Source organism: Candidatus Accumulibacter phosphatis (assembly GCF_012939955.1).
GTDB classification, from domain to species: domain Bacteria; phylum Pseudomonadota; class Gammaproteobacteria; order Burkholderiales; family Rhodocyclaceae; genus Accumulibacter; species Accumulibacter delftensis.
Map to the genome: position 1 here is coordinate 1 of NZ_SPMY01000026.1, position 18628 is coordinate 18628.

Genomic DNA, 18628 nt, shown 5'->3' on the forward strand with positions numbered 1-18628 from the left:
CTCACGCGCCAGGCCGAGGGCTTGATGAAGAACGTGCGCGCACACGCCGCCTTGAATCGGGCGCTGGCCGCCCGGGGCCTGCGCCCGGCCGCCGCGGCGGTGCGCCATTTCGGTGAATTCGACTACCAGGCGCGCTCCTGGCCGCGCGCCTTCCGGGTGGTGCTCAAGGCCGAAGTCCTGACCGGTAGCGCGATCACGCCTGCCAAGGACAATCAGCGCTACGTGGTCACCTCCTTGCGTGGCCCCTCGCCGCGGACGCTTTACCAACAGGACTACTGTGGCCGCGGCCAGGCTGAGAATTTGATCAAGCAAGTGAAAAGCGATCTGAAATCGGATCGGACATCCGCTTCGTCCTTCCTCGCCAACTTCGCTCGCCTGCTGCTGAGCGCCGCGGCCTACGTTCTGCATCAGCAACTGCGCCACCTGGGGCTGCAAGGCACGCCGTTGGCGACGGCACAGCCCAAGACCGTCATCCTCGCGCTGTTCAAGATCGCCGTCCGCGTCAAACAGTACAAGGACCGGGTGCTGCTGCAGCTACCCAGCAGTTGCCCGCTCAAGGGGCTGCTGGCACAGCTCTGCAAGAGGCTTTACCCCGCCAAGCGGATGCGCCCCATGCCGGCTTCGCCATGAACACGCCACGTCTGGCCCACGAGAGGCAGCCACCCACCCTGACCATCAACCACTTCTCACGCTTCTCCCCGCTTGCGGGGTCGGGGGAACTATCGCCTGGAAATCGAAAAATGCGTAGTCAAGCCCCGGGGGGAGGCACAGGGCAGCGTTTGTGCAACATCCGGGCTAGACCTGGCGCGTTTTGCCGCCGAGAAGTTCGGCTACCCCTTGCTCGATCTGTCCGCCTTCGACGACACACAGATCCAGAAGAGCGCGATTGACCGCAAGCTGATCGCCAGCCATCGCGTCGTGCCCCTGCACAAGCGCGGCAACCGCCTGGCAATAGCCATCGCCGACCCCACCAATCTGCGCGCGCTTGATGAAATCCGCTTCCAGACCGGCTTGGCGGTGGACCCGGTAATCGTCGAAGAAAACAAGCTCGCCCCCCTGGTCGCCAAACTCTCGGAGTCGGTCGAAGACAGCCTGAAGAGCTTTACCAGCGAGGACATTGACCTCGAGTTTACTGACGAGAAGACACAGGAGAAAACCGACGATGCCTCAGCCGTCGAGGTCGACGACGCGCCGGTCGTCCGCTTCATTCAGAAAATGATGCTCGATGCGATCAACGACGGGGCCTCCGACATCCATTTCGAACCGTATGAAAAGAGCTATCGCATCCGCTTTCGTACGGACGGCATCTTGCGCGAAGTGGCGGCGCCACCGCTGGTCATCAAGGACAAGATTGCTTCGCGGATCAAGGTCATTTCGCGCCTGAACATTGCCGAGAAACGCGTTCCCCAGGATGGTCGGATGCGTCTGGTGCTGTCCAAGAGTCGAGCCATCGACTTCCGGGTCAGTACCTTGCCGACGATGTACGGCGAAAAGATCGTCTTGCGGATTCTCGACCCGGCCAGCGCCAGCCTCGGGATCGATGCGCTGGGATACGAGCCCGAGCAGAAAGAACTGTTGCTCGACGCCATCAACCGACCCTACGGCATGATCCTGGTCACTGGACCGACGGGTTCCGGAAAAACCGTTTCGCTCTATACCTGCCTCAACATTCTCAACAAGGCCGGGGTCAACATCGCCACCGCCGAAGACCCGGCCGAAATACCACTGCCAGGAATCAACCAGGTCAACGTCGATGACAAAGCCGGGCTCACCTTCCCGGTGGCGCTCAAGGCCTTTCTCCGGCAGGATCCGGACATCATCATGGTCGGCGAAATCCGCGACATCGAAACGGCGGAAATCGCGATCAAGGCAGCGCAAACCGGGCACATCGTCTTGTCGACCTTGCACACCAATGATGCGCCGGGAACGCTGACTCGCCTGATGAACATGGGCATTCCGACCTTTAACCTGGCCTCGAGCATTCTGCTGATCACCGCGCAGCGCCTGGTGCGCCGGCTGTGCACCTGCAAGAAGCCGCTCGACACACCGGTCGAGACCTTGCTCAACGCCGGCTTCCTGGAAAGCGATCTGGATGGCACCTGGACGCTCTACGGTCCGGGCGAGTGCGAACGCTGCAAGGGGAGTGGCTACAAGGGACGGGTAGGGCTCTACGAGGTGATGCCGGTCACTGAAGCGATTCAACGCATTGTCATGGCCAACGGCACGGAGCATGACGTGGCAGACCAGGCCAGACAGGAAGGCGTCAATGATTTGCGTCGCTCCGGGCTGCTGAAGGTCAAGCAAGGGCTCACCTCTCTCGACGAAATTCTCGGCAGCACCAACGCTTGAAGAGGAGGAAATAGATGGCCACCGCTGCGAAACGCACCCGAAGAGCCGAGCCGGAAGTCAAAGAATACGTCTTTCTCTGGGAAGGTAAAAACAAGACTGGCAAGGTCGTCCGCGGCGAGCAACGCGCCAACAGCCAGAACGTCGTGCGCGCGACGCTGCGACGGCAGGGAATTCTCGTCAGCAAGGTCTCCAAGCAGCGCTTCAAGGGTGGACGTCAAGTCACCGAAAAGGACATCGCGCTGTTCACGCGGCAATTGGCAACGATGATGAAAGCCGGCGTGCCGCTGCTGCAGACTTTTGAAATCGTCGGCCGCGGACACGACAACCCGGCGGTCGGCAAACTGCTCCTGGACATCAAGTCCGACGTCGAGACCGGAAGTTCGCTGTCGCAAGCCTTCCGCAAATATCCGCTGCATTTCGACCAGTTGTACTGCAATCTGGTCGCTGCCGGTGAGCAGGCCGGCATTCTCGAAACGCTCCTCGACCGACTGGCGACCTACAAGGAGAAAATGATCGCCATCAAGTCCAAGATCAAGGCCGCGCTGTTCTACCCGGTAGCGATCATCGTCGTCGCGTTCGTCATCACCGCAGTGATCATGATCTTCGTGATTCCGGCTTTCAAGGAAGTCTTCAAGAGCTTCGGTGCCGACCTGCCGACGCCAACACTGGTGGTAATCGCCATATCGGACGTCTTCATCGAGTATTGGTGGGCCATTTTCGGCGGCATCGGTGGCAGCGTCTTTGCCTTCTTCTACACCTGGAAACGTTCGGAGAAGATGCAGATGGCTTTCGACCGCCTGTTCCTCCGTTTGCCTGTTTTCGGCGACATCATCCGCAAGTCGGTCATCGCCCGCTGGACACGTACCCTGGCCACCATGTTCGCGGCCGGCGTCCCCCTTGTCGAGTCGCTGGAATCGGTAGGTGGCGCAGCCGGGAACTACGTTTACAAGGTCGGCACCCGGCAGATCCAGAGCGAGGTCAGCACCGGCACCAGCCTCACTTCGGCGATGCAGAACTCGGCGCTTTTCCCGAATATGGTGAATCAGATGGTCGCCATCGGTGAAGAGTCCGGCGCCCTCGATTCAATGCTCGGCAAGGTTGCCGACTTCTTCGAGGCCGAGGTTGACGACGCGGTCGAGGCGCTGTCCAGCCTCATGGAACCGATCATCATGGTCGTTCTCGGGGTGCTGATCGGTGGCATGGTGATTGCCATGTATCTGCCGATCTTCAAACTGGGCGCGGTCGTCGGATAGTGCTCGACCTCGTCCCTGCTGACCTGCCCCCGGCCCTCTTCGCGCTGATCTGCGGAGTGCTCGGGCTGCTGGTTGGCAGCTTTCTCAATGTCGTCATTCACCGCTTGCCGACGATGATGGAGCGCGAGTGGCGCAACCACTGCGCCGAACTATGCGGTGACGAGGCACCGCAACACGAGCCGTTGTCACTGGCCAGGCCCGGCTCGCGCTGTCCCGCGTGTGGGCATGCGATTACCGCGCTCGAGAACATTCCGCTACTGAGCTGGCTGTTTCTGCGCGGCCGCTGCTCGGCGTGCGCAGCTCCGATCTCGCTACGCTACCCACTGGTCGAAGCGATCAGCGGCCTGTTGTGTGCCTTTGCTGCGTTTCATTTCGGCTATGGCTGGACAAGCCTGGCGGCCATGCTGCTGATCTGGGGCCTCATCGCCCTGACCTGCATCGACTTCGACAGCCAGCTGTTGCCGGATGCGATCACGCTGCCCCTGCTTTGGGCCGGCCTGCTTGTCAATCTTTTTGGCACTTTCGCCGACCTGCAAGCGGCGGTCATCGGGGCGATGTGCGGCTATCTTGCCCTGTGGTCTGTGTATTGGGCGTTCAAATTGACCACCGGCAAGGAGGGCATGGGCTACGGTGACTTCAAGCTACTCGCCGCCCTCGGCGCCTGGCTCGGCTGGGAGATGCTGCCCCTGACCATCCTGCTCTCGTCACTGCTGGGCGCAGTGGTCGGTATCGCACTGATCGTGATTGCCAAGCGCGGGCGCAGCGTGCCCATTCCCTTTGGCCCCTACCTGGCGATGGCCGGCTTGCTGGCGCTGTTCTGGGGAAAGCCACTGACGCGCGCCTACCTGAGCTTGCTGTAGCCTTTCCGGCTGGCAACTGGAGCCCCCGCAGCCGCGGCGGAGACGGGTAAACGATACCGGGGTTCGCGTATAATCGTGCCTTTTCGGGCGCTATCCTGCGCCTTTTGAGGGTTCGTCATGCCGATTTACGCCTATCGCTGCGAAACTTGCGGTTTCGAAAACGATCACCTGCAAAAACTGAGTGACCCGGCCTTGAGTATCTGCCCGGAATGTGAACAGGCGACCTATACGAAGCAGGTAACGGCGGCCGGCTTTCAGTTGAAAGGCAACGGCTGGTATGTGACCGATTTCAAGGGTGGCAACAAGGCCCCGTCGACAGCCACAGGCCCCGAAAACAAGCACAGCTCGCCAACCGGTACGGAAAATACGACGAGCTCAACGGCGCAGGCCAGCGCTTCAAGCAGTTCAACGAGCTCGACCAAAACAACGACTTCGGCCGACAGTACGCCCGCCAGTGCGAAGAGCACGGCGGCTGTTAAAGACAAGGGATGAAGCGGTATTTCATCACCGGACTGCTGATCTGGGTGCCATTGGCGATCACAGCCTGGGTGTTGGTGCTGATCGTCGGCACCATGGACCAATCGATGCGCCTGCTGCCGACGGCGATCCAGCCGCGCACTCTGCTCGGCTTCGACATCCCGGGTGCCGGCGCGATACTGACCCTGCTGATCATCATCACCACCGGCTTGCTGGCCGCCAACTTCATCGGCCAACAGCTGGTGCGCTGGTGGGAACATCTGCTGGCGCGCATTCCGGTCGTCAATTCGATCTACAACAGCGTCAAGCAGGTTTCCGACACCCTATTCTCGTCATCCGGAAACGCTTTTCGCAAAGCGCTGCTGGTCGAGTACCCGCGTCGCGGAGCCTGGACGATCGCCTTCCTGACGGGCAGACCGGGCGCTGATCTGCTTCGCCACCTCGACGGTGACTTTGTCAGCGTGTACGTGCCGACGACCCCCAACCCGACCTCCGGCTTCTTCCTGATGCTGCCGAGAACAGACGTCATCGAACTGGAGATGAGCGTCGATACGGCGTTGAAGTACGTCATTTCCATGGGCGTCGTCGCGCCACCGTCCACGCACTCGAAAAAATCGGCAGCTTCGAAACCATCGGCGGCCGCCGTCGCGCCGCCCATCGACCCCACCATAACCTGATATCAGCAACCCGGAAACAGCATGCGAACCCATTACTGCGGACAAGTCAATTCACAGCTCATCGGCCAGGAAGTGAGGCTTTGCGGCTGGGCGCATCGGCGGCGAGACCACGGCGGCGTCATCTTTGTCGACCTGCGCGACCGCGAGGGCCTGGCTCAGATCGTCTGCGACCCGGATCGCCCGGAAATGTTCGCGACCGCCGAAGGGGTGCGCAACGAGTTCTGCCTGCGCATTACGGGCAAGGTTCGCGCCCGTCCCGAAGGAACGGTGAACGCCAACATCGCCAGTGGTGAAGTCGAGATTCTCTGTCACAAGATGGAGATTCTCAACGCTTCGGCGACGCCGCCGTTTCAGCTTGACGAAGAGAACCTGTCGGAAAGTATCCGCCTGCAGCACCGGGTAATCGACCTGCGCCGTCCGCAGATGCAGAAGAACATGCGCTTGCGCTACCAAACGGCGCGCGCCTTTCGCCGCTTCCTCGACGACGCCGGCTTCATGGACATCGAAACGCCGATGCTCACCAAGAGCACCCCGGAAGGAGCGCGCGACTATCTGGTACCGTCACGCGTTCATCCGGGGCAGTTCTTCGCCCTGCCACAATCGCCACAACTGTTCAAGCAACTGCTGATGGTCGCCGGCTTCGACCGCTATTACCAGATCGTCAAGTGCTTTCGCGACGAGGACTTGCGCGCCGACCGGCAGCCGGAGTTCACGCAGATCGATATCGAGACATCGTTCATGGCCGAGGACGAAATTGTCGCGCTCATGGAGAAGCTGATCCGGGCGGTATTCCGCGAAGTGCTGGCCGTCGAGTTGCCCAACCCCTTTCCCCGCCTGAGCTACGGCGAGGCGATGAATCGTTACGGTTCGGACAAGCCGGATCTGCGCGTCACTCTCGAACTCGTCGAAGTCACCGACGCGCTCAAGGACGTTTCCTTCAAGGTCTTTGCCGGCGTCGCCAACAGCGCGGGCGGGCGCATTGCCGCCTTGCGTGTTCCTGGTGGTGCCACGCTGACACGTGGCGAGATCGACGCCTATACCCAGTTCGTCGGTATCTACGGTGCTCGCGGCCTGGCCTACATCAAGGTAAATGATGTCACGCAGCTCAACGAGACCGGACTGCAATCGCCGATCGTCAAGAATCTGCATGCCGTTGCGCTGCAGACCATCGTTGAGCGCACCGGCGCACAGTCCGGCGATCTGATTTTCTTCGGCGCCGACAAGAGCAAGGTCGTCAATGACGCGCTGGGCGCACTGCGCGTCAAGATCGGTCACGAAAAGGGCTTCCTGAACCCTAACCCCTGGGAGCCGGTGTGGATCGTGGACTTCCCGATGTTCGACTTCGACGAAGCCGAACGACGCTGGAGCGCCTGCCACCACCCATTCACCAGCCCCAAAGACGGCCACCTCGACCGCCTGCAGAGCGACCCGGGCAACTGCCTGGCGAAAGCTTACGACCTGGCACTGAACGGTTCGGAACTGGGTGGCGGCTCGGTGCGTATCCACCAGGCCGAGGTGCAGGAGAGGGTCTTCAAGGTGCTCGGTATTAGCGACGAGGAAGCGCAACTCAAGTTTGGCTTCCTGCTCGATGCACTCAAGTACGGTGCGCCACCGCACGGTGGCCTGGCCTTCGGCCTCGATCGCATCGTCGCCATGATGGCCGGCGCCGAGTCGATCCGCGACGTGATCGCTTTTCCGAAAACCCAGCGCGCGCAGTGTCTGCTCACCGACGCGCCAAACAGCGTCGACGAGAAACAGCTGCGCGAACTGCATATCCGCCTGCGCCAGAAAGTCGAAACGCAGGTCGAGGTCGGCAAGGGCTAGCAGCCGTGCTACGCGCCACCGCTTCTTTTCGGCTGCTACTGGGTACGGTGGCGCTGCTCGCGCTGCTGGCAGTGCTCGGCCTCTTGGGCGCGAGCACTGCCACGGCACGCGAAAGCGTGCCCCTCAACAGCGTCGCACTGGCCGAGCTGCCTGCCGAAGCGCGGCAAACCCTGCAATTGATCAAGCAAGGCGGACCCTTCCCGTATGTGCCCAAGGACGGCAGCGTCTTCGGCAATTTCGAGAAGCGCCTCCCCTTGCAGCCACGCGCTTACTATCGGGAATACACGGTACCGACTCCGGGTCGCCGCGACCGCGGACCGCGACGCATTGTCGCCGGAGCGGGCAGCGGTGGTGATGTCGCCACCTCCGGCGAGTACTACTACACCGGCGATCACTACCGCAGCTTCCGCCGAATCCGCGAATAGTTACCAATAGCCACCATCTGCCATGACTCAGAAGAATCTGCAAGCGCTGTTGGAGGATGCACGCCAGGCCGGCATCTACGCTCTGCCGCATGGCGATCGTCTGGCCCTCAGAGACGCGGCCGAGGCAGCCGGCTTTGCCTGTTTCGAGGCCGATCTCGGCGACTGCGACCGGATCGAGGCGGTACTTACCCAGCTCGGCCGCCAGTTCGGCTTCCCCGAATGGTACGGCAGCAACTTCGACGCTCTGAAAGATTGCCTGAGCGATATCTCCTGGCGCGAAGAACCCGGCTATCTATTGATCCTGTCGCGAGCTGACACCCTGCAGTTCGCGAACGCAGACGCTTTCCGGACGCTCAACGACGTCTTTGCCGCCGTGATTGATGCATGGCGTGCGCAAGACGTCCCGATGTGGGTTGTCTACGACTGCCAGACCGACGGCCTGGCGACTCTTCCGACCCTGGAATGACTGCCTACAAGCAACCGATATCGGTCCTGGTCGTGGTCCATACCCCGCAACTGCAGGTGCTGCTGCTTGAACGTGCTGCGCATGCCGGCTACTGGCAGTCAGTCACCGGCAGCCAGGAAGCGGGCGAGGCGCTGCTCGACACGGCGCGGCGTGAACTTGCCGAAGAGACCGGCATCCGCACCTCTCCAGGCGAGCTGCAGGACTGGCAGGTGAGCAATCGCTACGAGATTTTTGCCGAGTGGCGGCATCGTTACGCACCGGGCGTACTGTACAACACCGAGCATGTCTTCTCGCTGCAGGTAGCGGCCGTGCAAGCGGTCAGCCTCGCTCCCGGCGAGCATCTCGACTACTGCTGGCTGCCCTGGCGAGAGGCTGCCGCAAAATGCTTCTCCTGGAGCAACCGCGACGCGCTGCTCATGCTCCCGGAGAGGGCTTCCCTGGCGAAGCGCTGAAGCGCTGCGCCAGGCAGCCCGGGCAATAGCAACTGCCACCCACCTCCGGCGCGAAGGAAAGCGGCGCTGTGTCGGCTTTCTCCATGCACCAGCAAGTGGCAAGACCAGCCGCCGCAGCGCAGACGAAGGACATGCCGCAAGCTGGGCAGGTGCTCGCCAGCGGCTTTTCAGGGACCTTCGACATGGCCTTCCTTGCTCTCCAGTTTCACTCTCATGGGCGCCGCGGCAAAGCGACACGCCTTGCCGTGCCCAAGCGCCAAGATCCCGGGCAGCCGTAGTCTATCCTGGCGCTGGGCAGCACGCCAGGCGAAAGGATGGCGAACGGCGAATTTTTCTGCCCATTTTCCGACTGCCGCGCGGACGATGCGCGCAAGCACCGGATCCAGCTCCCGAGCCAACACGTCCCACTCGGCACTCCGATAGGGCGCGAAAAGCGACGACGGCGTACGCTAGGCAATCGCCACTTTGCCGTCGCGGCCGCTCCTGGAGAGCGAACGGGGCAGCAAGCACGGCTATCGCAGCAGCAGCATCACGGACGGTGAAGCCATCAATGCTCCGCGGCTCTGCGGCTCATCATCCGGACGAACTTTCTCTGCTTTTAGCACTCTCAGGCCGCGAGTGCTAAAATACAATTGTTAGAAAGTAAACAGCAAGGAGGAGTCCATCCAAATGACACAAGCGTTGGCTTTACCCACGATCTCCGCCGTCGGCAGCATTGACGCGTATATCCAGGCGGCCAGACAGTTTCCCATGCTGACCGAGGAGCAGGAGTTCGGTCTGGCGACACGCTTCCGCGACGAAGGCGATCTCGGCGCTGCGCGCCAGTTGATTCTTTCACACCTTCGTCTGGTGATTTCCGTTTCTCGCGGCTACCTGGGTTATGGCCTGCCGCATGCGGATTTGATCCAGGAGGGCAATATCGGGCTGATGAAAGCCGTCAAGCGCTTTGATCCCGAGCGCGGCGTTCGGCTGGTTTCCTTTGCCATCCACTGGATCAAGGCCGAGATTCATGAGTACGTCCTCAGGAACTGGCGGATGGTGAAGCTGGCAACGACCAAGGCGCAGCGCAAACTGTTTTTCAACCTGCGCAGCATGAAAGCCAACCGTGACACGCTCGGCCCGGCTCAGGTCGCCGATATCGCCCAGCGCCTGAACGTCAAAGCCGACGAGGTCATGGAAATGGACACTCGCCTGTCGGGTCACGACACGGCCTTTGACGCGCAGGCTGACGATGACGAGGCCTTTGTTCCCGCGGCGTATCTGGCCGACAACTCCAGCGAACCGGTACATATTCTCGAAGGCCGCGCCCGCGAGCGACTGTACAGCGACGGCCTCCAGAATGCCCTGGGCAGTCTCGACCCACGCAGCCGCAGGATCGTCGAAGCGCGTTGGCTGACGGAAGAAAACCCGGCAACCTTGCACGATCTCGCAGGCGAGTTCTCGGTTTCCGCAGAACGGATTCGCCAAATCGAAGTCAAGGCGATGCAGAAAATGCGCGCCAATCTAGCGCCGCTGGTGGCCATCACCTGAGTCGCGAAGGCGACTTTCCCGCTAAGCACTAAGAAAAGCCGGCATTGCCGGCTTTTTTCTTGTGCCGCCCCGATTGTAAACATGCTCCCTGCCCGTCAAACCATGCCGGCAAGCAAACCGGAAGACACACCTTTCCTGCGCTCATTTTTGGCGCACACGGCGCTTCTTGTCCATCAACTGCATGATCATCGGCGTGAAAATGATCTGCATCGCCAGCCCCATCTTGCCGCCCGGGCAGACAATGATGTTCGGGCGCGACATGAACGAATCATGCAGCATGCTCAGCAGATAAGGGAAATCAATGCCATGGGGGCTGGCAAAGCGGATCACCAGCATGCTCTCGTCGGCCAGTGGAATATCCTGAGCAGTGAAGGGATTCGAGGTATCGACCGTCGGCACGCGCTGGAAATTGACGTGCGTCGTGGAAAACTGCGGGCAGATGTAATTGATGTAGTCGGGCATCCGGCGCAGGATGGTATCCATCACCGCCTCGGTCGAATAGCCCCGCTGCCCCTTGTCGCGATGCAGCTTCTGGATCCACTCCAGGTTGATGATCGGAACCACTCCGACGCACAGGTCGACATGCCGCCCGACGTCGACCGTCTCGGTCCTGGCGGCGCCATGCAGACCTTCGTAGAACAGCAGATCGGTGCCCGCCGGCAGTTCGCTCCACTCGGTAAAACTTCCCGGCGGCGCACCATAGCGCTCGGCTTCGCCTTCATCGTGCACATAGTGGCGGCTCGTGCCGCTGCCGCTCTCACCGTATTGGCGGAACAAGTTTTCGAGCTCTGCGAGCAGATTGGCTTCCGGTCCGAAGTGACTGAAATGGTGGTCACCGGCGAGCGCTCGCTCGGCCATCTGCGCGCGCATTGCGAGACGGTCGTAACGATGAAAGCTGTCACCCTCGATGATCGCCGCGTTGACTTGCTCGCGTCGAAAAATATGCTGGAAGGCCTTCGTCACCGAAGTAGTGCCGGCGCCCGAAGAGCCGGTAATCGCGATGACGGGATTCTTGATCGACATTGGGCATGCCTCCTCAAATTAAGTAATGGATGGTCCGCTGTGCGGCTCAATCGTCCCGAAAGAGGGTACGCGTCGAGAACAGTGGCGATCTGAAGGGCTGGTCTTCTCCCGTCTCGTGCTCGCGGTGGTAGCGTTCGATGCGCTCGACCTCGTCGCGCGAACCGAGAATGACCGGCACTCGCTCGTGCAGACCAGCCGGTTGCACGTCAAGGATTCGCTCGCTGCCGGTTGACGCCAGGCCGCCCGCCTGGGCAACGATCATCGCCATCGGGTTGGCTTCGTACATCAGGCGTAGTCGGCCCGGCCTGGACAGATCCTTGCTATCGCGGGGGTATAGGAAAACGCCGCCACGCATCAGGATGCGATGAACTTCAGCGACCATTGACGCCACCCAGCGCATATTGAAGTCCTTGCCGCGAACACCGCTCTGGCCAGCCAGGCACTCACTGACGTAGCGCTGCACAGGAGACTCCCAGAAGCGCTCGTTGGAAGCGTTGATCGCGAACTCGTGAGTTTCCGGCGGGATCAACAGATTCGGGTGGGTGAGCAGGAATTCGCCGATGTTGCGATCCAGCGTGAAGCCGTGCGTACCGTTGCCGACGCTCAGTACGAGCATCGTCGATGGCCCGTAGAGCGCGTAGCCGGCGGCAATCTGCTGCGAGCCAGGCTGCAGAAAATCAACTGCAGTCGGCGCGCCGCCACTACAATTCTCGGGGCAGCGCAACACTGAAAAGATGCTGCCGACCGACAGGTTGACGTCGATGTTCGAAGAGCCATCGAGCGGGTCGAAAACCAGCAGATACTGGCCGCGCTGGTTTTCGGAGGGAATCGGAAAGATGTCCTCCATCTCCTCGGAAGCCATCGCCGCCAGGTGGCCACCCCACTCGCAATGGCGCAGGAAGGCCTGGTTGGCCAGTACGTCAAGTTTCTTCTGCCCTTCACCCTGGATGTTTTCGCTGCCCGCATCGCCAAGCAGGTTGGCCAGCGAACCACGCGAAACGCCCTGCGCAATGGCCTTGCAGGAACGCACGATGTCGCTCATGAGCATCGAGAAATCGCCGATCAGCGCCGGATTGCGACGCTGCTCTTCGATCAGGAACTTGTTGACGTTGGTCCGTCCGCATAGCATGGCAGCACTCCGGAAGATGAAAATTTTGCTCGCCGGTCAGGAAGGCACCTGATTCTAGCCGCCTGATAGAAAAACTCTAGTTAAAGCTACTGTCTAATTTGATAAACAAATACTAACCCATGAGAAACGCCACAATCCGTCAGTTGCAGATCTTCTCGATCGCCGCCAGCCATCTTTCGTTTGCGCGCGCTGCCGAGAGCCTGCATCTGACGCATGCCGCCGTCTCGCTGCAGATCAAGCAACTGGAGGAGGTCTGCGGGACGCTGCTCTTCGAACGAATCGGCAAACGCGTCTTTCTTACCGAAGCAGGCGAAACCCTGCTCGAACACGCACGCCAGATCCTGCAGTCGCTGAAAGACGCCAATGAGGCGCTGCTGGCGCTGAAGGGGCTGAAAGGCGGACGCATCGCCGTCGCCGTTGTCAGTACGGCCGAATATTTCGCGCCCGGTTTGCTGGCGGAGTTTCGCAAGACGCACGGCGACGTACGTATTCGCCTGCTGATCGACAACCGCGACACGGTGTATCGCCTGCTGGCCAGCAACGAGGTGGACCTGGCAATCATGGGCCGGCCACCACCGGCCCTTGACGCCACGGCGGTGGCCTTTGCCCCGCACCCGCTGGTGATTGTTGCCAGTGTCGACCATCCATTGGCCCAGCGGCCAAACGTCACCGTCGAAGACCTGGTCAGCGAAATGCTGATCGTTCGTGAGGCTGGATCAGGCACGCGTTCGGCGATGGAAGAGTTCTTTAAGGAACGTTCGCTCAAGCCACGGATCGGCATGGAGATGGGCAGCAATGAAGCCATCAAGCAGGCGGTCGTTGCCGGATTGGGGATCAGCTTCCTTTCCCAGCACACGCTCGGACTCGAACTCAGCGCCGGGCGTCTGAGCATTCTGAAAGTCGAAGGCACACCGGTAATGCGCCGCTGGCACATCGTCCGCCACAAGAGCAAACACCTGACGCCAGCGCTGGCCGTTTTCTGGGACTTCGTCCTGGACTTCGCGCCAGCCTACCTGTGCAAGCTGGTCTGAGGACTCGCTCGACAGGGGGCGCTTGCCGATGATGTCGACCTTAGGGCCATCCGCGGTCATTGTGCCCAGCGCGAGAAAATTCAGCTCCTTAGTCAGGGTGATCAGGCCGAAAAATGGGCTGCCGATTTGTGTGTCGGCGCTGGATGGCGGCGGCGCCGACAGAAGCAGGCATCCCTTGCGTCGACGCGCATGTGCGGGTGTATTACGGCGAGCAGACCACGCTGCCGCGCCACCACATCGCGCGGCAGCGGCTGTGCCAGCGGGCGACCGCCGATTACTGGGTCAACGCGATCGACGGACAACCCTTCTTTCGGGTCACGCAAGTCGTTGATCGCGGCCTGATCAAGGTCCTCGAGGGCGAGACTCTGCTCCGTCTGGAACGGGACATCCCGGGTCAGCCGAACTCCGAAGTGCTGGCAGCCGAACCGTTGCGCCATCGCTTCACCCTGGTCTTCGATCGCGAAGGCTATAGTCCGAAGTTGTTCAAACGCCTGAAGGCGCGTCGGATTGCCTGTCTCTCCCATCGCAAGTATCCCGGTGACGATTGGTCAGCCGCCGGCGCGCCCAATGCTTGGCTGTCGGAATTATTTACACCTGGTGTCAGAAAACTCTCGCTGACCCACAAATTTTTGTTGAGTAAACAGGCTGCTTGGCGAATAAAAGACACTAAGTCAAGGCGCCGATCCAGGTCGCGCAGTTCCTGGCACATATCCTGCTTTGTTAAGGCCAGGGTAAGAGAAAGAGGGTTTCTCCACCTACTTTTCCGGTAGGCAACGAAGGGGCGCGGCGACTGCCAGTCCGCTACCGCCGGTGATCAATACCACAAACCATAGAAGGAAACTCGTCATGAAAATGAATCGTCTCTGCACCGCTCTGCTCACCGCCGGCCTGGTCTACAGCGCCTCCGCCGCCGCTGTCGTCATCACCCTGGATTTCGAGGGCATCGGCGATCAGGCTTCGATCGACAACTTCTACAACGGCGGCACCGACAGCCTCGGCAATTCGGGCACCAACTACGGCGTCGCTTTCGGCAGCAACACGCTCGGCATCATCGATGCGGACGCCGGTGGCACCGGCAACTTTGGCAACGAACCCACCCCGGACACCATCATGTTCTTCCTGACCGGCTCCGCGGTTCTGAACTACGCACCGGGATTCACGACAGGTTTCTCGTTTTGGTACACCACCGTGGCGTTCGGCGGCGACGTCGACGTCTATGACGACCTGAATGCAACCGGGAACCTCCTCGGCACGATCAACCTCGCCGCACTCGGCGCTGGTCCCGGTGATCCGAGTGGCAGCTTCAGCAATTGGGCGATCGGCGGCCTCGCCTTTGCCGGTACCGCCAAGTCGATCGATTTCGGCGGCACGGTTAACCAGGTGGGTTACGACAACGTGACCTTCGGTGCTTCGCGGCCCGAACCGATCCCGGAGCCTGCCACCCTCGCCCTCTTTGGTCTCGGCCTCGCAGGTCTGGGCTTCGGTCGCCGCAAGCGCACCTGAGCGGCAATCGCTAGCTTCCTCAAAACAGTCGCAGCTCGGGTTAAGCCGGCCTTCGACAAGCTCAGGCCGTCACACCCGACCGTCTGCGACAAGCTGTGTCGCGTGACGCTGCCCTGACGAAAACCAGGAAATCCTGCGCCCGCATCTTGCTCGGGCGCCAGGATTTTGTCTTTTCGTCACCCAGAGCAGGAGGGCGTCCTTGGCCGGTTCGCCAGGCCCTTATTCCCGGATCGGCGGGGTGCCCTTCATCCACCCCGCTTTGGCACGCTGCTCAATCCGCATCAGCACTTCCACTGCTTCGTCATCGAGGGTGCCTTCGAGGCGGGCGCCTGGAGAAAACGGTATGGCTTTCGTTGACCCATCCAGAGGCTATCGATTTCCCTGGTATGTCAGCCCTCTTCGGGCAAGCGTGGTCGCTCGCCAGCGCGGCGATCGCAGTTGTCCTGGTCGGAGCCGGCGGCCCCGCTGATCAGCTTTCGCTCAAGGGCAGCACTGTCGGCCTGGCCAGCTCGCGGCGCAACTGCCACTGCTTGACCAGCGCATACAGCGCCGGGATGACGCACAGGGTCAGCACGGTGGACGAAACCATGCCGCCGACCATCGGTGCGGCGATGCGGCTCATCACTTCCGAACCGGTACCGGTCGACCACATGATCGGCAGCAGACCGGCCATGATCGCCACCACGGTCATCATCTTCGGGCGCACGCGTTCGACGGCGCCTTCCATGATCGCGTGGTAGAGGTCGGCGGCTGTCGGATCAACGCCTTCGGCGCGACGCCTGGCGGTGACTTCCTGCCATGACTGGTCGAGGTAGATGAGCATCACCACGCCGGTTTCGGCGGCAACGCCGGCCAGGGCGATGAAGCCGACGGCCACCGCGACGCTCATGTTGTAGCCCAGCCACCACATCAGCCAGATACCGCCAACCAGCGCAAACGGAACGGAGAGCATGACGATGAGCGTCTCGGTGAGACGCCGGAAGTTGAGATACAGCAGCACGAAGATGATCGCCAGGGTCAGCGGCACGACGAGGGCCAGCTTGGCCTTGGCGCGCTCCATGTATTCGAACTGCCCCGACCAGGTGGCGTAATAGCCGGGCGGGAAGCTGACCTTGTCGGTGACCGCTTTCTGGGCATCCTTGACGTAGGAACCGACGTCGCGATCGCGAATATCGACGAAGACGTAGGCGGCGAGTAGCGCATTCTCGGTCTTGATGCCCGGCGGGCCGTTGCGCAGTTCGATGCTCGCCAGTTGGCCGAGCGGGATCATTCCCGCCTGGCTGGGCACGAAGACCTCGTTGGCGATGCGTTGCGGATCGTCGCGCAGGGCGCGCGGGTAACGCACGGTCACGTTGTAGCGCTCGAGGCCTTCAACGGCGGTGGTCACCACCGCGCCGCCGAGCGCGCTGGCGATCACCTGCTGGAAGTCGCCGATGGTGATCCCATAGCGGGCCAGCTGATCACGCTTCGGTGTGATGTCCAGGTAATAACCGCCGGTGACCCGTTCGGCGTAGGCGCTCGAGGTACCGGGAACGTCCTTCACCGCCTGCTCGATCTCGCGGGCGACCTTCTCGATAACCGCCAGCTCCTTGCCGAAGACCTTGACGCCGACCGGCGTGCGGATGCCGGTGGACAGCATGTCGATGCGCGCCTTGATCGGCATCGTCCACGAGTTCGCGACACCGGGGAACTTGAGCGCGGCGTCCATCTCGGCGATCAGTTTGTCGACGTTCATGCCCGCACGCCATTCCTTCTCGGGCTTGAGGTTGATCACCGTCTCGAACATCTCCATCGGTGCCGGGTCGGTGGCGCTGGCGGCGCGACCGGCCTTGCCGTACACCGACGCGACCTCGGGGAAAGTCTTGATGACCCGGTTGGTGGTCTGCAGCAGGCGCGCGGCTTCCGTCACCGACATCCCTGGCAGCGATGCCGGCATGTAGAACAGCGAGCCCTCGTTGAGCGTTGGCATGAACTCCGAACCGATGCGGCTGGCCGGCACCACGGTGACCACCATCACCACGCCGGCGAGCAGCAGGGTGACGATCTTGTTGCGCATCACCGCCTGGATGATCGGCCGGTAGACCCAGATCAGGAAGCGGTTCACCGGGTTCTTCTGCTCGGGCATGATTCGCCCGCGAATGAAGAACATCATCAGCACCGGCACCAGCGTCACCGACAGGATCGCTGCGCCGGCCATGGCGAAGGTCTTGGTGAAGGCCAGCGGACTGAACAGGCGCCCCTCCTGGCCTTCCAGGGTGAACACCGGCAGGAAGGAGACGGTGATGATCAGCAGCGAGTAGAAGAGCGCCGGCCCGACCTCCTTGCAGGCGCGGATCATGGTCGCCGCGCGGTCGTGCCTGGTCGCGTTCGGCGGCAGGTGTTCGAGCCGCTTGTGGGCGTTCTCGATCATCACAATCGCCGCATCGACCATCGCCCCGATGGCGATCGCGATACCGCCCAGGCTCATGATGTTCGAACCCATGTTCATGCTGCGCATGGCGATGAAGGCGATCAGAATGCCGATCGGCAGGGTCAGGATGGCCACCAGTGCGCTGCGCACGTGCATCAGGAAGATCACACAGACGGCGCCGACGATCAGGCTTTCTTCGAGCAGGGTCCTTTTCAGGTTGTCGATGGCGCGCTCGATCAGCGTCGAACGGTCATAGACGGGAACGATCTCCGTTCCTTCCGGCAGGCCCGGCAGCAACTCCTCGATCTTGGCCTTGACGTTGGCGATCACGTCGAGTGCGTTCTGGCCGAAGCGGGCCATGACGATTCCCGAGACCACCTCGCCCTCGCCGTTGAGTTCGGTGATGCCGCGCCGGCCGGCGGGGACGATCTCGACGCGCGCGACATCGCGTACCAGTACCGGTGTGCCGCCATCGCTCTTCAGTACCAGCGTCTCGATGTCGGCGACCCCCTTGAGGTAGCCGAGGCCGCGCACCATGTATTCCTTTTCCGCCAGCTCGACGACACGCCCGCCGACATCACGGTTGGATTCGCGAATCACCTGCGACAGGCGCGCCAGCGAAACGCCATAGCTGGCCAGCCGGTGCGGGTCGACGATGACCTGATATTCCTTGACGAAGCCGCCGACGCTGGCCACTTCGGCAACGCCGCCGGCCTTGGTGAGCTGGTAGCGAACGTACCAGTCCTGGACGCTGCGCAGGTCGGCCAGCGATTGGTCCTTGCCGGTCAGCGCATACTGGAAGACCCAGCCGACGCCGGTAGCGTCGGGGCCGATCTGCGGTGCAACACCTTGTGGCAGGTTGCCCTGTACGGAACTCAGATACTCCAGGACCCGCGAACGCGCCCAGTAGATGTCGGTGCCGTCTTCGAAAATGACATAGACGTAGGAGGCGCCGAACATCGAGAAGCCACGTACCACCTTGGCTTTCGGTACCGCCAGCATGGCCGTGGTCAGCGGATAGGTGACCTGGTCCTCGACGACCTTCGGCGCCTGCCCGGCGTAAGGAGTGAACACGATCACCTGCACGTCGGAAAGATCCGGCAAGGCGTCGAGCGGCGTGTTCTTGACCGCGTAGATACCACCGGCGACCACCGCCAGGGTGGCCAGCAGCACCAGGAAGACGTTGCGCGCCGACCATTCAATCAGCCGATCGAGCATC

The 18628-nt window shown here is 61.6% G+C and carries 18 protein-coding genes; 14 read left to right on the plus strand and 4 right to left on the minus strand.

The genetic code is table 11. The features are described from left to right. The 10 genes from E4Q23_RS10270 to nudB form a co-directional block, all read left to right on the plus strand. A partial coding sequence (locus E4Q23_RS10270) for a transposase (RefSeq protein ID WP_169066554.1) occupies positions 1-630 on the plus strand: 630 nt, incomplete at its 5' end. A 207-nt stretch (positions 631-837) separates the two neighbouring features. Then, the gene (pilB, locus tag E4Q23_RS10275; protein WP_248595365.1) at positions 838-2349 is read left to right on the plus strand and encodes a type IV-A pilus assembly ATPase PilB; all 1512 of its coding nucleotides are present in this window, start codon (positions 838-840) and stop codon (positions 2347-2349) included. Between the two features lie 14 nt (positions 2350-2363). Then, positions 2364-3602 (plus strand): type II secretion system F family protein, encoded by a 1239-nt coding sequence (locus tag E4Q23_RS10280; RefSeq protein WP_169066555.1) that lies wholly within the window; start codon positions 2364-2366, stop codon positions 3600-3602. Next, positions 3602-4462: a prepilin peptidase gene (locus E4Q23_RS10285; protein WP_291998211.1), complete on the plus strand. Its 861-nt coding sequence runs from the start codon at positions 3602-3604 to the stop codon at positions 4460-4462. Before E4Q23_RS10280 ends, E4Q23_RS10285 begins: the two co-directional genes overlap by 1 nt. A 117-nt stretch (positions 4463-4579) precedes the next feature. Continuing rightward, positions 4580-4954: an FmdB family zinc ribbon protein gene (locus tag E4Q23_RS10290; protein WP_169066556.1), complete on the plus strand. Its 375-nt coding sequence runs from the start codon at positions 4580-4582 to the stop codon at positions 4952-4954. Then, positions 4951-5616 (plus strand): DUF502 domain-containing protein, encoded by a 666-nt coding sequence (locus tag E4Q23_RS10295; RefSeq protein WP_169066557.1) that lies wholly within the window; start codon positions 4951-4953, stop codon positions 5614-5616. Before E4Q23_RS10290 ends, E4Q23_RS10295 begins: the two co-directional genes overlap by 4 nt. A 21-nt stretch (positions 5617-5637) precedes the next feature. Beyond that, entirely contained in the window at positions 5638-7440 is a 1803-nt protein-coding gene (gene aspS / locus E4Q23_RS10300) for an aspartate--tRNA ligase (RefSeq protein ID WP_169066558.1), read from the plus strand. A gap of 5 nt (positions 7441-7445) precedes the next feature. After that, positions 7446-7865 carry a ribonuclease domain-containing protein gene (locus tag E4Q23_RS10305; RefSeq protein WP_169066559.1) on the plus strand — a complete coding sequence of 140 codons (420 nt, stop codon included), beginning with the start codon at positions 7446-7448 and terminating at the stop codon, positions 7863-7865. Positions 7866-7887: 22 nt separating this feature from the next. Then, positions 7888-8331 carry a barstar family protein gene (locus E4Q23_RS10310; RefSeq protein WP_169066560.1) on the plus strand — a complete coding sequence of 148 codons (444 nt, stop codon included), beginning with the start codon at positions 7888-7890 and terminating at the stop codon, positions 8329-8331. Continuing rightward, positions 8328-8783, plus strand: a complete 456-nt coding sequence (gene nudB / locus E4Q23_RS10315; RefSeq protein WP_169066561.1) for a dihydroneopterin triphosphate diphosphatase — start codon at positions 8328-8330, stop codon at positions 8781-8783. Before E4Q23_RS10310 ends, nudB begins: the two co-directional genes overlap by 4 nt. On the opposite strand, the gene E4Q23_RS10320 is transcribed toward nudB, so the two are convergent. Further along, positions 8746-8967 carry a cysteine-rich CWC family protein gene (locus E4Q23_RS10320; RefSeq protein WP_169066562.1) on the minus strand — a complete coding sequence of 74 codons (222 nt, stop codon included), beginning with the start codon at positions 8965-8967 and terminating at the stop codon, positions 8746-8748. The genes nudB and E4Q23_RS10320 overlap by 38 nt on opposite strands. A 485-nt stretch (positions 8968-9452) precedes the next feature. Here E4Q23_RS10320 and rpoH point away from each other — a divergent pair, with 485 nt between their 5' ends. Continuing rightward, the gene (gene rpoH / locus E4Q23_RS10325; protein ID WP_169066563.1) at positions 9453-10313 is read left to right on the plus strand and encodes an RNA polymerase sigma factor RpoH; all 861 of its coding nucleotides are present in this window, start codon (positions 9453-9455) and stop codon (positions 10311-10313) included. A gap of 141 nt (positions 10314-10454) precedes the next feature. Here rpoH and E4Q23_RS10330 read toward each other — a convergent pair whose 3' ends face one another. Continuing rightward, positions 10455-11336: a phosphoribulokinase gene (locus tag E4Q23_RS10330; protein WP_169066564.1), complete on the minus strand. Its 882-nt coding sequence runs from the start codon at positions 11334-11336 to the stop codon at positions 10455-10457. A gap of 46 nt (positions 11337-11382) precedes the next feature. Beyond that, the gene (locus tag E4Q23_RS10335) at positions 11383-12465 is read right to left on the minus strand and encodes a class 1 fructose-bisphosphatase (RefSeq protein WP_169066565.1); all 1083 of its coding nucleotides are present in this window, start codon (positions 12463-12465) and stop codon (positions 11383-11385) included. A gap of 119 nt (positions 12466-12584) precedes the next feature. Here E4Q23_RS10335 and E4Q23_RS10340 point away from each other — a divergent pair, with 119 nt between their 5' ends. From E4Q23_RS10340 to E4Q23_RS10350, 3 genes are all read left to right on the plus strand, one after another. After that, positions 12585-13496, plus strand: coding sequence for a LysR substrate-binding domain-containing protein (locus E4Q23_RS10340; protein ID WP_169066566.1), 912 nt, complete (start codon positions 12585-12587; stop codon positions 13494-13496). Positions 13497-13639: 143 nt separating this feature from the next. Further along, positions 13640-14266, plus strand: a complete 627-nt coding sequence (locus E4Q23_RS10345; protein WP_169066567.1) for a putative transposase — start codon at positions 13640-13642, stop codon at positions 14264-14266. 76 nt (positions 14267-14342) lie between these two features. After that, positions 14343-14999 carry a PEP-CTERM sorting domain-containing protein gene (locus E4Q23_RS10350; RefSeq protein ID WP_169066568.1) on the plus strand — a complete coding sequence of 219 codons (657 nt, stop codon included), beginning with the start codon at positions 14343-14345 and terminating at the stop codon, positions 14997-14999. Between the two features lie 469 nt (positions 15000-15468). Here E4Q23_RS10350 and E4Q23_RS10355 read toward each other — a convergent pair whose 3' ends face one another. Then, positions 15469-18627 carry an efflux RND transporter permease subunit gene (locus tag E4Q23_RS10355; protein WP_169066569.1) on the minus strand — a complete coding sequence of 1053 codons (3159 nt, stop codon included), beginning with the start codon at positions 18625-18627 and terminating at the stop codon, positions 15469-15471. Position 18628 lies beyond the last annotated feature (1 nt).